The 12,947-nt window shown below is 64.1% G+C and carries 12 protein-coding genes; 4 read left to right on the top strand and 8 right to left on the bottom strand.

The genetic code is table 11. The annotated features are described in order from the left end of the window. The first annotated feature begins 172 nt into the window (after positions 1-172). Positions 173-421: a DUF7662 domain-containing protein gene (locus VGP39_RS21805; protein ID WP_327570166.1), complete on the top strand. Its 249-nt coding sequence runs from the start codon at positions 173-175 to the stop codon at positions 419-421. 379 nt (positions 422-800) lie between these two features. On the opposite strand, the gene VGP39_RS21800 is transcribed toward VGP39_RS21805, so the two are convergent. Further along, on the bottom strand, positions 801-2,534 hold the full coding sequence (locus VGP39_RS21800; RefSeq protein ID WP_414644762.1) for an outer membrane beta-barrel protein: 1,734 nt from the start codon (positions 2,532-2,534) through the stop codon (positions 801-803). A 168-nt stretch (positions 2,535-2,702) separates the two neighbouring features. On the opposite strand from VGP39_RS21800, the gene VGP39_RS21795 reads away from it, so the two are divergent. After that, the gene (locus tag VGP39_RS21795; RefSeq protein ID WP_327570164.1) at positions 2,703-3,716 is read left to right on the top strand and encodes a KpsF/GutQ family sugar-phosphate isomerase; all 1,014 of its coding nucleotides are present in this window, start codon (positions 2,703-2,705) and stop codon (positions 3,714-3,716) included. A gap of 140 nt (positions 3,717-3,856) precedes the next feature. Here VGP39_RS21795 and VGP39_RS21790 read toward each other — a convergent pair whose 3' ends face one another. From VGP39_RS21790 to hemH, 4 genes are all read right to left on the bottom strand, one after another. Continuing rightward, the gene (locus tag VGP39_RS21790; RefSeq protein WP_327570163.1) at positions 3,857-4,396 is read right to left on the bottom strand and encodes a carboxymuconolactone decarboxylase family protein; all 540 of its coding nucleotides are present in this window, start codon (positions 4,394-4,396) and stop codon (positions 3,857-3,859) included. A gap of 169 nt (positions 4,397-4,565) precedes the next feature. Further along, on the bottom strand, positions 4,566-5,012 hold the full coding sequence (locus VGP39_RS21785; RefSeq protein ID WP_327570162.1) for an NfeD family protein: 447 nt from the start codon (positions 5,010-5,012) through the stop codon (positions 4,566-4,568). A 26-nt stretch (positions 5,013-5,038) separates the two neighbouring features. Beyond that, complete coding sequence (locus tag VGP39_RS21780; RefSeq protein WP_327570161.1) at positions 5,039-6,028, bottom strand: SPFH domain-containing protein; 990 nt, start codon at positions 6,026-6,028, stop codon at positions 5,039-5,041. 192 nt (positions 6,029-6,220) lie between these two features. Continuing rightward, entirely contained in the window at positions 6,221-7,252 is a 1,032-nt protein-coding gene (hemH, locus tag VGP39_RS21775) for a ferrochelatase (protein WP_327570160.1), read from the bottom strand. 87 nt (positions 7,253-7,339) lie between these two features. Here hemH and VGP39_RS21770 point away from each other — a divergent pair, with 87 nt between their 5' ends. Next, the gene (locus VGP39_RS21770) at positions 7,340-7,738 is read left to right on the top strand and encodes an MAPEG family protein (protein WP_327570159.1); all 399 of its coding nucleotides are present in this window, start codon (positions 7,340-7,342) and stop codon (positions 7,736-7,738) included. Positions 7,739-7,829: 91 nt separating this feature from the next. Here VGP39_RS21770 and VGP39_RS21765 read toward each other — a convergent pair whose 3' ends face one another. The 3 genes from VGP39_RS21765 to VGP39_RS21755 form a co-directional block, all read right to left on the bottom strand. After that, positions 7,830-8,852, bottom strand: a complete 1,023-nt coding sequence (locus tag VGP39_RS21765) for a nickel/cobalt transporter (RefSeq protein WP_327570158.1) — start codon at positions 8,850-8,852, stop codon at positions 7,830-7,832. A 103-nt stretch (positions 8,853-8,955) separates the two neighbouring features. Beyond that, on the bottom strand, positions 8,956-9,603 hold the full coding sequence (locus tag VGP39_RS21760; RefSeq protein ID WP_414644761.1) for a DUF1007 family protein: 648 nt from the start codon (positions 9,601-9,603) through the stop codon (positions 8,956-8,958). A gap of 86 nt (positions 9,604-9,689) precedes the next feature. After that, complete coding sequence (locus VGP39_RS21755) at positions 9,690-11,780, bottom strand: M3 family metallopeptidase (RefSeq protein WP_327570157.1); 2,091 nt, start codon at positions 11,778-11,780, stop codon at positions 9,690-9,692. A gap of 295 nt (positions 11,781-12,075) precedes the next feature. Between VGP39_RS21755 and VGP39_RS21750 the strand changes: the two genes are divergently transcribed. Further along, the gene (locus VGP39_RS21750; protein ID WP_327570156.1) at positions 12,076-12,336 is read left to right on the top strand and encodes a hypothetical protein; all 261 of its coding nucleotides are present in this window, start codon (positions 12,076-12,078) and stop codon (positions 12,334-12,336) included. Positions 12,337-12,947 lie beyond the last annotated feature (611 nt).

Genomic DNA, 12,947 nt, shown 5'->3' with positions numbered 1-12,947 from the left:
CTGACCTCAGGCAAATCTGCAGTTATTGCGATGCTCCAACGGGTTTCAACAAGTCGCATCTGAAAGTGGGCTGACTTTCCGTGTCTCGAACTCCAATGATTTGAGTCACTTATTTTGAATCAGACTCTCAGGATGAGGTTGAGTTTGTGTCCACGAATAATCGAGACCGCCCGTGAACGACTACTCCGCCCTGCGCGATTACCTGAAGCGCCAGAAGCTCCCCGAATTCACGCTGAGCTTCGAGCAGATCGAGGAGATCATCGACGCGGCGTTGCCGCGCGCGGCGCATCGGGCGTCGTGGTGGGAGACGCTGCGCAGCCCGCAGGAAAAGATGCCGCAACGCGAGGCCTGTATCGAAGGCGGCTACATCGCGACACGGCTGGCGGACGGCAAGAGTGTAAGGTTCAAGCGGATGAAGTAGAACACTCCACGGCTGTTTTGCGAAGCGCTGCCACATAACGCGAGTCGTCCGCGAAGGCGGGGACCCATACGCCGTGTCGTTGATGTTCTGGATGGCGTTAGCGTGCTTGTTGGACTGCCGCGCTGTCACAACGAGCGCCAGGGGTTATGGGTCCCCGCCTTCGCGCTAGGGCATGCACAGATCTTTTCGAGCCGCACATTAAGCCCTCATCCTGAGGAGCCGCGCGCTTGCGCGGCGTCTCGAAGGATGGCCGCAGGGGCGCTTGTGGCCGATCCTTCGAGACGCGGCCCAAGAGGCCGCTCCTCAGGATAAGGGCAGTGTTGGGCTGGCCACGACTGCTGGCAGACGTGCATGCCCTAACGCCTTCGCGGCGACGACGCTATCGTTGCAGCCGCACGCCCAGCATCACCACGGTCGCGGCCGAGCTCGACTGCGGTACGTTGGAATCCAGGATATCCCGCCGCACCGTGCCCTTGATCCAGACGTCGCGGTTCAGCTTGTAGATCAGGTCGCCGGACAGCGAATAGATGCGGTCGAAGCGGGCGTCGCCCTGATAGGCCTGGGTGCCGTAGGTGAACCTGCCGACCGCGGTGAGCCAGCGGCGGAAATCGTGGTTGACCTCCGCGGTATAGAGATGGGTCAGCACACCGGAGACGCCGGGCAGCGTGGTTTCGTCGATCGAGGTGAGGACGAAGAATTTTGCGGTGGTGAGCGGCGTTGCCGACCATATCAGCGAGGCCGAGGTCAAAAGGCCCTGCAGCGGCAGCAGGCGGGGATCCTCATAGGTCCGCGCCGCCCAGCCGATCGCGGCTTCGCCGATCAGGAGCCGCGAGAATTCGAATGACGTGCCACCCTTGATAAAGCCCCCGGTGGAGTTGCGCTCATAGCCGTTGCGGTCGACCAGTTGATCGTGCGACCGGGTGTTGGCCTCCCCCTCGATGAACGGCTTCAGCCCCGGCTTCAGATCGTAGCTGACGCGGCCAACGCCGCCGAACTGGTTATAGTTGCGGTCGTCATTGCTGGTGACGGTGCCGTCGGTCAGCAGCGAGTTCTGGTAGGCGATGCGGTCGACGGAGGCGCCGCCGGAAACCTGCAGCCGGTTGAAATTCTGGTCGACGCCGAAGGTGCCGCCGAACGCTGCGTAGAGCGGATATTTTGCAAGGCCCGCCTGCACGTTCGGGCTGCCGGGATTGTCGGTGGTGACGCGCAGCCGCGCTTGCGCGAGCAGATGGGTGTCATTGGTGACGTCGAGCCGGCCATCGACATGGCCGAGGAAATCCGGCCGGTTCACATCGGTCGGCGCCGACGACACCACGCCGTTTTCCGGCGGGAAAGTGTTGGTGTAGCCGGTATAGGAGCCGCGCAAATCCGCGACCACCGCGTGGCGCGTCCAGTCGGACACCACCAGCAGCTCCGGCGCCACCACGTAGAACGGCGAGCCCTTCTCCACGAAAGTGCGGCCGGGATTGGTGTTGTAGCCGCCCATGAATTCGACCGCCGTCTTGACCAGGAAACTGCCGGCATAATCGCCGACCGCGCCGAACGGATCGTCGTCGACCTTGAGGCGCTTGCGATACGGCTGGCCGGACACGGTGCCGGCCATCGCCGGCGGGATCGGCGCCTTGTTCGCGGTCGCCGACGGTGGCTGCGGCAATTTCGGCGGCGGCAGTCTTGGGTCGGGGCCTGGTGCGGTGGGCAGACGATTGCCGGGACCGACCAGCTTCGGCTTCGGCTGCCCCGGATACAATTTCGCCTTCTGACGCTTGCGGTTAAGCGAGTCATAGCCGGACGACGACGCGCCGCTGGCGGCGGGCAGACCGTAGGTCGGAATGTTGCCGATCCGCGAGGGCGCCGGCGCATCGGGATTGCGCAGGCGGTTGTCGGCATTGTTGCTGCGATCGTCGGGGGTGGATTGCGCGGTATTAGTGCCGGTCCTGCGCAGCGGCGAATCCTGCGGCAACACAAAGCCGTCGCGCACCGGGCGCAGCAGGTCGCTGGTGAGGGTTTGAGCCCGTGCCGGGGTCTGCTGAAACGCAATCAGCGCAAGACATGGCAAAAACGCGCGTAAGGCTGCTACGCGCTTGCGGCGGCCCGTTGCTGGACCCGACATCACGGCAGAAAATACTCCAACGAAAGCAAATACATGCCAACGAGTTCCAGGGCGGCGCAAACGCGCCCCCAAAATCGTCGTTAATGGAGTTAAAACAATTATGGTTAATGAGCCGTTGCGAGCGCAGGCCGCGCGTCGCTTCACCCTCACGCCCGTGCTAAGAACCCGGCCATGGCCACATCGAAATCGCTAGCGACATCATCCCCGACGGACGCCGACGCCGCCGTGCAGTCGGCGCTGCGCACGCTGGACGCCGAGGGCAGCGGCATCACCGCGCTCACCGCGGCGCTGCAGTCGGATCTGGGCCCGGCCTTTGCCGCCGCAGCCGAGTTGATCCGCGACGCCAAGGGCCGGCTGATCATCACCGGGCTCGGCAAATCCGGCCACATCGGCCGCAAGATCGCGGCGACCTTTGCCTCCACGGGCACGCCGGCGTTTTTCGTTCATGCCGCCGAAGCCGGCCATGGCGACCTCGGCATGATCACCGCCGACGACGTCATCCTAGCGCTGTCGTGGTCCGGCGAGCAGCCGGAGATGAAGAACCTCATCACCTATGCCAAGCGCTTCCGCATCGCGCTGATCGCGATGACGGCGGAGCGTGACTCCACCCTCGGCAAGGCCGCCGATGTGACGCTGACGCTGCCCAAGGCGCGTGAGGCCTGCCCGCACAACCTCGCCCCCACCACCTCGTCGGTGATGATGCTGGCACTGGGCGATGCGCTGGCGATCGCGCTATTGGAAGGCCGCGGCTTCACCTCCACGGATTTCAGCGTGCTGCACCCCGGCGGCAAGTTAGGGGCGATGCTGAAATTCGTGCGCGATCTGATGCACACCGGCGTCGAGGTGCCGCTGAAGCCGCTCGGCACAAAAATGTCCGACGCGCTGGTCGAGATGTCGTCGAAGGGTTTTGGCTGCGTCGGCATTGTCGATGCAAACGGCGACCTGGTCGGCATCATCACCGACGGCGATTTGCGCCGCCACATGCGCCCTGATCTGATGACCGCCGCCGTCGACGAGGTGATGACGAAAAATCCCAAGACCACCTCGCCCGACACGCTGGCGATCGAACTGCTCGATACGCTGAATTCGTCGCAGCCGCGGATCACCGTGCTGATCGTGGCGGAAGGCAGGAAGCCGGTCGGGATCGTCAATGTGCATGACGTGCTGCGGGCGGGGGTGGCCTGACTCGTGCCCCGGACGCAGCGCAGCGCGCCGCTCTTCGCGGCGTGGTGCGCTGCAGAGCCGGGGCCCAGCTATTTTCGCTAAAGCGGGGTCCCGGCTCTGCGGAGCGGCATGAAGAATGCCGCACCGCGTCCGGGACACGACTAGCTCGGAAACGTCGGCGCATTATCTTCCAGCGGCATATCGAGCCCGTTGTTGAGATAGGACACGGTGCGGTAGAAGCCGCAGAGCAGGATGATTTCGAAAATCCTGGGCTCGTCGTAATGCGCCGACAGCGCCTTGAATTCATCGGCGCTGAGCGTGGCGCGATGATGCAGCGCATCGACGGTTGCGATCAGGACCTGTTCGCCCTTCGACCAGCACGCCGCGTCGGCGCCTTCCAGCACCGTCGCTCTCACCTGCTCGTCCGTCAGCCTGGCCGCCTTGGCGAAGATCGAAACATGCACGCCCCATTCGTATTCGCATCTGGTCAAGGCGCAGGTACGGTCGATGACGATCTCGCGCTCGCGCAGGCTGAGCGGCCCGCGGTCCAGCAGGCTGCCGGCGCGGAATTTTTCCCACGCTCGCGCATTGCCGGCGAGGACCCGGAACAGCGTCAGCGGCGGCGCGCCGCGCATGATCGCATCGAACTGCGATTGAATCTCCGGCGCGTATGGCGGCTCAAGCGGCGCAATGCGTGACATGGTCTGCTCCCGTGCTGCAGTAATGTAGCTTCGTGTCCCGGGCGCGATGCAGCGCTCTTGCGCTGCTTCGCAGAACCGGGACCCATGCTTTTTAGCAACAGTAGAAGCAAGATGGTCCCGGCTCTGCGGAGCGGCATAAGAATGCCGCACCGCGTCCGGGACACGAGATTCAATCCGCCGCCACCGTCAAGCTCGCGCCGTCGGCGCGCACGATCCGGACCCGGCTGCCTGCGGGCGCGTCGGGGCCGGCGACGCGCCAGATGGTGTCGTCGATCCGCACCGTGCCGGCGCCGTCGACGATCGGCTTCTCCAGTGTGAAGACGCGGCCGACCAGCGCGTCCGAACGCTTGTTGAGGAACGGGTTGCTTTGGCTGGCGCCGGAATTGCGGCGCGCGACGCGGCGCCACAGCGGCACCGCCGCGACCGCGAATAGGGCGAACATCAGGATCTGCAATTGCCACGACAGGCTGAGTGCAAACGACAATAGGCCAACCAGCAATGCGGCCAGGCCCAGCCAGAACAGGAACACGCCGGGCGCCAGCAGTTCGAGCCCCATCAGCAGCAGGCCCAACACCAGCCAGTTCCAGGTGCCAAGCATCGAAAACATCTCGGCCATCGTACGAACTCCTGCTTCACCGTCGATTAACGTTGCGGCGGCGGCGGCGATCCTGCGCTCGGCACCGAGCCGCGCCGCGCCGCGGCCTGCGCGGAGGCGGCGCTTTCGCCGAACGTCGCCTTGGCGATCTCGCCGATGCCGGCGAGCGAGCCCAAAATGCTGATGGCCTCGATCGGCAGCATGATGATCTTCTGGTTCGGCGAATCCGCCAGTTGCCCGAATGCCTTGATGTATTTGTCGGCGATGAAATAGTTCAGCGCGGCAACGTCGCCCTTGGCGATGGCGTCACTCACCATCTGCGTCGCCTTGGCTTCGGCCTCGGCGGAGCGCTCGCGCGCCTCGGCGTCGCGGAACGCGGCTTCGCGGCGGCCCTCCGCCTGCAGGATCTGGCCCTGCTTGGCCCCCTCGGCGCGCAGGATTTCCGACTGCCGCTGGCCTTCAGCCTGCAAGATGTCGGCGCGCTTGACGCGCTCGGCTTTCATCTGGCGGCCCATGGCTTCCACGAGGTCGGCGGGCGGCACGATGTCCTTGATCTCGATGCGGTTGACTTTCAGGCCCCATGGCGACACCGCGGCGTCGACCACGCGCAGCAGCCGCTCGTTGATCTCGTCGCGATGCGACAGCACCTGATCGAGGTCCATCGCGCCCATCACCGAGCGGATATTGGTCATGGTCAGCACGATGATCGCCTGATTGAGGTCGGACACCTCGTAGCTGGCTTTCGCCGCATCGAACACCTGATAGAACGCGACGCCGTCGACGGTCACCGTGGCGTTGTCCCTGGTGATCACCTCCTGCTCGGGAATGCTGATCACCTGCTCCATCATGTTCATCTTGCGCCCGACCCGGTCGAAATACGGGATGATGATGTTCAGCCCCGGCGACAGGATGCGGGTGAACTTGCCGAACCGCTCGATGGTCCAGTCGTAGCCTTGCGGCACGGTCTTGACGCCGGCGAACAGCGTGAAGATGATCAAGAGCACAAAGGCGATGGCGAAAATATCGAAACCGGTCATCCAAATTTCTCCTCGAACCCCACCGACGCCGTCACGCTTTAACATAAGTCGCCGATTCGGGATGCAAGGTTCGAAGCGGGAAAAGTGCGCGTCCTCGTCATTGCGAGGAGCCCTTGCGACGAAGCAATCCAGCTCTTGGACCGACTAGATTGCTTCGCTTCGCTCACAATGACGGATGAACGCGGCGAGCACCTAAATCCAGCCCTGCAGTTCGCGCAGCACCAGCTGGCGGATCACGTCCATGCCGCCCTCGCTGTCGTTCAGGCAGGGGATGGCGGTGAACTGTTCGCCGCCGGCGTGCTTGAAGATCTCGGCGTTCTCCTGCGCGATTTCTTCCAGCGTCTCCAGGCAATCGGCCGAGAAGCCGGGAGTAATAACCGCGATGCGGCGCACGCCGTCCTTGGCCAGCTGCTCGATGGTCTTGTCGGTGTAGGGCTGCAGCCATTCGTCGAAGCCGAAGCGCGACTGGAAGGTGAGCATCAGCTTTTTCACGTCGAGCCCCATGCGCTTGCGCAGTGCATCCGTGGTCGCCACGCATTGCGCGTAATAGGGATCGCCCTTGTCGATGTATTTCTGCGGCATGCCGTGGAACGAGGCCACGATGATCTCGGGCTCGAACGGCAACGCGGCGAGATGCGCGTCGATCGAGGCCGCCAGCGCCTCGATGTAATCCGGATCGTCGTAATAGGGCGGCGTCACCCGCAACGTCGGCTGCGCGCGCATGTCGCCGAGCACGCGAAACACCTCGTCGCACACCGTCGCCGATGTCGCCGCCGAATATTGCGGATAGAGCGGCACCACCAGCAGGCGGTCACAGCCCTGCGCGGTCAGCGCATCGATCCGCGAGCGGATCGATGGATTGCCGTAGCGCATCGCCCAATCGACCACGACATGGTCGTGGTCGGCGATCGCCAGCCCAAGCTTTTCCGCCTGCGCGCGCGTGATGGTTTTCAGCGGCGACTCGTTCTTCCCGGTGTTCCAGATTTTCTGGTAGTCGCGCGCTTTGCGCCGCGGACGCGTGTTCAGGATGATGCCGTTCAGCGCCAGCTTCCAGAAGAGTCCCTGGTCTTCGATCACGCGCCGATCGGACAGGAATTCCTTGAGATAGATCCGCAGGCCTTTGGCGTCGGCGCTGTCGGGCGTGCCGAGATTGACCAGCAGCACGCCGATGCGTTGCGGCCTCGCCTCGGCCGCGGCTTTCGTGATGGGAGTGATGAGGCTCATGATGGCAACGGCTTCGCGTGTTGGCCGATCCTTGTCAAGATAACGTCTCTGCCGCTAAATCATCGCACCCGTAGCCCGGAGGGAACCATGACGATCGCAGAATGGTGCATTTTCGCAAGCGTGATGCTGGTTCTGCTGACGATCGGACCGATCAAGTGGCTCGGGTTTCGACAATTCGACAACGCCAATCCGCGGGACCCAGCCTTCTATGACGATCCCGTTCGTGCCCGCGCGTGGGGCGCGCATCAGAACGGCATCGAGACGTTTCCGTTCTTCGCCGTAGCGGTGCTGCTGGCCGAATTTCGCGAAAGCCCGCAGAATCTGATCAATGAACTGGCAGTGCTGTTCCTGATCGTGCGGATCGCCTACGTCCTGACCTATCTCGGCGACCGCCCGACGCTGCGGTCGATCCTGTGGAGCATCGGCTTTGCGATCAATGTAGGGATTTTCTTTCTGCCGATGATCAAGGGCTATTTGCCGGCGTGACCCTCACCGTCATTGCGAGCGAAGCGAAGCAATCCAGTTCTTTGCGGCAGCAAGACTGGATTGCTTCGTCGCTACGCTCCTCAATGACGGCTCAAAAACACGTCACCCGTTCGGCGGCGATGTAGCCGGCGAGCAGGCCTGCGCCCAGCAGCAGCACCAGTCCGGCCGCGGCGAATTCGATGCCGCGCATCAGCAGCGCGCCGCCGCCTTCGCGGCCGGCGCTGAGGCGCCGCGCGAGATCCTGTGCCGAGACGGCGATGACGGCGATGGTGGCCACCGTGATCGCGGTGCCTAGCCCCATCACGAAAGTGGCGGCGACGCCGGCCCAGAACAGGCCCTGCGCCAGCGCGAACACCAGCACCAGGATCGCCCCCGAGCAGGGCCGGATGCCGACGGCGAGAATGGCGCCGAGGCCGCGCCGCCAGCCGCCGGGGCCGGCGAGCTCGCCCGGGGTCGGGCCATGGGAATGACCGCAATGCTCGTCGTGGACATGGCCGTGATCATGGTGATGGTGATGATGTGCGGCGCTCGCCACCGCGAGTGCCGGCCGTTCCCGTTCCGCCTGCAGCGCGCGAAAAAAGCCGCCGCCCTTGGTCCAGACCAGCCGGGCGCCGAACGCCGCAATCAGGGCGTAGCTGGCGATCTCGATGGCGCGCTCGGCGCCGCACATGGTTTTGGCGGTGGCGTTGAGCAGCCAGGCCGAGATGCCAACGATCGCGACGGCGACCAGCGCCTGCATCAGCGCCGAGGCGAACGACAACACGATGCCGCGCTTGGCGGTTTCCCCGTTGGCGACCAGATAGGACGAGATCACCGCCTTGCCATGGCCGGGTCCGGCGGCGTGGAAGACACCGTAGGCAAACGAGATCGCCAGCAAGGTCCACACCGCACTGCCATCGGATTTGGCGGCGCGAATGGTCGAAGACATCTGGGAATAGAATTCGGATTGTTTTGTTAACAGCCAGCCGACGATGCCGCCCACTTGCGTGTTGGGGGCGGCGCGCGGGGGGCCGAAGGGGTTTTGTGCGAGCAAGGGGTGCAGGATGGCGTCGGCGAACAGGGCAACGACCAGCAGCGTGACGCAAGCTAGAGCGATTCCCTTTCCTCTCGTCATGGCCGGGCTTGTCCCGGCCATCCACGTCTTTCTTGCCGCGGCGCCGTCAAGACGTGGATGCCCAGGACAAGCCCGGGCATGACGGCCGTCGACCGCATTGCGCTCACGGGCAATCCACCGTGACCTTGTTGGCGAACATCGCGCCGTAATTTGAATTCTCGCCGCTCGCAAACGTCTGCTCGTTGAGTTTTTGCGCGGCGGCGCTGCCGTCGTTGGGGCGCTGGATCGCAAAAGTGCAGGCCGCCGGCGCGCCGACCAGACGGATCGGATCCTGCTTCCGCAGCGAGAAGTCGACAAAGAAGCTCGGATCGAACACTTCGAGCGCGAGCTGCCTGGTCTTGAACGGCGTCTTGAACGGCAGCGTGAAATGCAGCACCAGCGCACCGTCCTTGTGTTCAAGGTAGTAATCGACCGGCTCTAGAAACTTCTCCTTCTTGCCGTCGGCCTTGGCGAAGGTGAAGAAGCCGAACTCTTTCAGCGACTCCACATTGGTCTGCGCCAGCGACGCCAGTTCCTCGCGTGTATAGACGCCTTTGGTCTTGCTCTCGATGCCCTGCAGCGCATAGGTCGAGAACATGTCGTCAAACGTCCAGGCGTGGCGCACGCCGGATATCGAGCCGTCTGAAGCGTAGATCAGTTCGCTCGCCGCGGTGACCCAGACATGGGGATGGGCGGAGGCGGTGTTCATGCCGATGGTGAGCAGCGCTGCGACCAACAGGGCCGTAGGGTGGACAAAGCGAAGCGTGCCCACCGCAAGCGAGCGCCGATGACGATGGTGGGCACGGCGCAAGCGCGCCTTTGCCCACCCTACGACTGCTCGCAATGACGGCATCCGCATCACGCCGCCTCCGGCACGTCCAAGAGCCCGCGCCGGCGCAGCAGCGCTTCGGGTTCCGGTTCGCGGCCGCGGAAGGCGATGTAGGCGTCTTCCGGGTCGCGCGAGCCTCCCGATGAGTAGATGTCGTCGTGCAGGCGTTTTGCGACGCCGGAATCGAAGATGTCGCCGGCTTCCTCGAACGCGCCGAAGGCGTCGGCGTCCATCACCTCGGACCACATGTAGCTGTAATAGCCCGACGCATAGTGATCGCCGGAAAAGATGTGGCCGAACTGGGTAGGCCGGTGCCGCAGCGAGATTTCCGCCGGCATGCCGATTTTCTCCAGCTCGGCGCGCTCGAACGCCCGCACGTCGCGGCTGGCCGAGGCCGGCTGGGTGTGGAATTCCAGATCGATCAAGGCGGACGAGACGAATTCCACGGTGGCAAAACCCTGGTTGAATTTTCGCGCGGCGATGAAGCGCTTCAACAGGTCGTCCGGCAGCGGCTCGGCGGTCTGGTAGTGGCGCGCGAACTGGCGCAGCACCTGCGGCTGCTCCTGCCAGTGCTCGTAGAGCTGCGAGGGCAGCTCTACGAAATCGGTGAACACCGAGGTGCCGGACAGCGAGGGATAGGTCACATCCGACAGCATGCCGTGCAGGCCGTGGCCGAATTCGTGGAACAGCGTGCGCGCGTCGTCCGGCGACAGCAGCGAGGGCTGGCCCTCCGCGCCCTTGGAGAAATTGCAGACATTGATGACCAGCGGGGCGACGTCGCCATCGAGCTTCTGCTGGTCGCGCAGCGAGGTCATCCAGGCGCCCGAGCGCTTCGAGGGCCGCGCAAAATAGTCGCCATAGAACAGCGCCTTGTGGTTTCCGGCGGCGTCCCTGACCTCCCAGACCCGGACGTCCGGATGCCAGACCGGAATGTCTTTGCGCTCGGCAAAGCTGAGGCCGAACAGCCGATGCGCGGTGTCGAACGCGGCGTCGATCATGTTGTCCAGTGCGAGGTACGGCTTGATCGCGGCGTCGTCGAAATTGGCGCTGATCTGCCGCAGCTTTTCGGCGTAGTAGCGCCAGTCCCACGGCGCGAGGGCAAAATTGCCGCCCTCCTCGGCGACCAGCGCCTGCAGCGCGTCGCGATCGGCCAGCGCCCGGGCGCGGGCGGGTTTCCAAACCCGCTCCAGCAGGCCGCGCACGGCCTCCGGCGTCTTGGCCATGGAATCTTCCAGCCGGTAGGCCGCGAAGGTCGGGAAGCCCAGCAGCTTTGCGCTTTCCTCGCGCAGCGCGAGGATATTGACGATGGTGTCGTTGTTGTCGTTGGCGTTGCCGTTGTCGCCGCGCGCGACAAACGCCTTGAATACCTTTTCGCGCAAGTCGCGCCGGGTCGAGCTCTTCAGGAACGGCTCGACGAAGGAGCGCGACAGCGTCATCACTGCCTTGCCGGCCATGCCGCGCTCGTCGGCCGCGGCCCTTGCCGCCGCGATGAACGAATCGGAAAGCCCGTCGCGGTCGGCCTCGCCGAGTTCCATGAACCAGTCCTGCTCGTCGCCGAGCAGGTGATGGCTGAACGCGGTGCCGAGCTGCGCCAGCCGCTCGTTGATCTCCGCCATCCGCCCTTTCGCCTGCTCATCCAGCCCGGCGCCGGAGCGATGGAAGCGGGTGTAGGTGCGCTCCAGCAGGCGCTTCTGCTCGCCGGTCAGGTGCAGCGCGGCGCGGTTGTCATGCAGCGCCACGATCCGGCCAAACAGCACGGCGTTCATCATGATCGGGTTCCAGTGCCGCGCCATCCGCAACGACACCTCCTTGTCGATCTCGAGCAGCGCCGGGCTCGAATGCGCCGACACCAGGTCGTAGAACACCGCCGCCACTTTCGAGAGCAGTTTTCCGGAGCGCTCCAGCGCGGTGATGGTATTGGCGAAATCCGGCGTCGCCGGATCGTGGGTGATCGCGGCAATCTCGGCGGCATGGTCGGCGAAGGCCTGCTCGAAGGCGGGGAGGAAATGCTCCGGCGCAATCTCCGTGAATGGCGGCGTCTCGAACGGCGTCTGCCAGGGTTTTAGGAGCGGGTTTTCGGCAGGTAGCGCGACCGCGCTGGCTTCCAGTGTTTCCGACATCGCAATTCCCATGTTTCGCCTCAAATCCGGTCCGCCTTATAACAGGCGATCGGGCTTTTTTGCGCCCGATTCTCGTGTCCCGAGCGCGATGCGGCGCGAAAAGACAGCGTCATGCGCGGGCTCGACCCGCGCATCCATCCATCTTCGTAACACGCCTTTTTGCGAAGAGGATGAATTGCCGGGTCAAGCCCGGCAATGACGGGTCGAAGTTGGTGTCCGGGGGCACGAGACCGTCATCAGGCCTTGAACCGGACATGCTTTTCAGAGAGATTGCGGCCGCAACAGGACCCTGAACATGCCTTCCCAGACCACCCCGTCAGCCGCCCGCCAGATTGTCTGGCCCAGCGTCATCACCGTCATCTCCGCCGCGATCCTGATCGGCGCCGAGGTGTTCGGCGCGGCGTTCGCCGGCGGCTGGGCGCTCGCCATCCTGTTCGGCCTCGACGACTTCGGCGCGCATATCCTGCAGGCCATCCTGTTCGGGCTCGGCGTTGTCATCATGATCGCTTTCATCCGCGCCGCCCAGCACATCGAGCCGTTTACGCGGCGCGGCTGAGGCACCGCTCCCGCCGCTCCACACCACCGCCGTCATCCAGAGGAGCCGCGCACTTGCGCGGCGTCTCGAAGGATGGCCGCGAGCACCGGCGCGTGTGGCCATCCTTCGAGGCTCGCCCTGAAGAAGGGCGAGCACCTCAGGATGACGGCAGCGTGTGTGGCGCCAAAAACCGTTGCGCCACAGGCCTTAAACGAATCTTCGTCCAGCCGCGCCGCTCACACTTCGTTAAGCAAACTTAACATGCGTTCATCTTCGGCGCTCTCAGCCGCGTCTTGGAAACCACGCGGTGGAGAAACTTGTCGGCAGCGCAAAAAAAATGTTGCGAAGCGGACTCAAAACCCCTATTTGCACTCTTGCCCAATTTCGCACGTGCCTGTGGTCGTGTGTCAGTCGGTAGGTATCCGGACAAGAGGCCGGACAGCCGCCAAGGGATGAAGAAGCCGAGGGTCGCTTAAGTCGGTTACAGAACTTAAGAGGCCAGCATCTCTCTCCAGAGATGCCGTTGAAGGCGACTTCACCTCCTTGCAACCGTGACTGGCAGCCGGAGGCGAACCGGCGCACCTCGTTCTCAACGGGGGACGCGACTTAAAGCAACGACGGATCGGGCTTTT

This window comes from Bradyrhizobium sp., assembly GCF_036009065.1.
Taxonomy (GTDB): Bacteria; Pseudomonadota; Alphaproteobacteria; order Rhizobiales; family Xanthobacteraceae; genus Bradyrhizobium.
This window is presented reverse-complemented; position numbering and strand designations above follow the sequence as displayed.

Excerpts from the sequence above, each read along its gene's own strand:
- VGP39_RS21790 (WP_327570163.1), bottom strand. The coding sequence starts at position 4,396 with ATGTCACGCATTGCGCCGCTTGAGCCGCCATACGCGCCGGAGATTCAA.
- VGP39_RS21785 (WP_327570162.1), bottom strand. The coding sequence starts at position 5,012 with ATGGCCGAGATGTTTTCGATGCTTGGCACCTGGAACTGGCTGGTGTTG.
- VGP39_RS21770 (WP_327570159.1), top strand. The coding sequence starts at position 7,340 with ATGACGATCGCAGAATGGTGCATTTTCGCAAGCGTGATGCTGGTTCTG.
- VGP39_RS21755 (WP_327570157.1), bottom strand. The coding sequence starts at position 11,780 with ATGTCGGAAACACTGGAAGCCAGCGCGGTCGCGCTACCTGCCGAAAAC.
- VGP39_RS21750 (WP_327570156.1), top strand. The coding sequence starts at position 12,076 with ATGCCTTCCCAGACCACCCCGTCAGCCGCCCGCCAGATTGTCTGGCCC.
- VGP39_RS21765 (WP_327570158.1), bottom strand. The coding sequence starts at position 8,852 with ATGACGAGAGGAAAGGGAATCGCTCTAGCTTGCGTCACGCTGCTGGTC.
- VGP39_RS21780 (WP_327570161.1), bottom strand. The coding sequence starts at position 6,028 with ATGACCGGTTTCGATATTTTCGCCATCGCCTTTGTGCTCTTGATCATC.
- hemH (WP_327570160.1), bottom strand. The coding sequence starts at position 7,252 with ATGAGCCTCATCACTCCCATCACGAAAGCCGCGGCCGAGGCGAGGCCG.
- VGP39_RS21795 (WP_327570164.1), top strand. The coding sequence starts at position 2,703 with ATGGCCACATCGAAATCGCTAGCGACATCATCCCCGACGGACGCCGAC.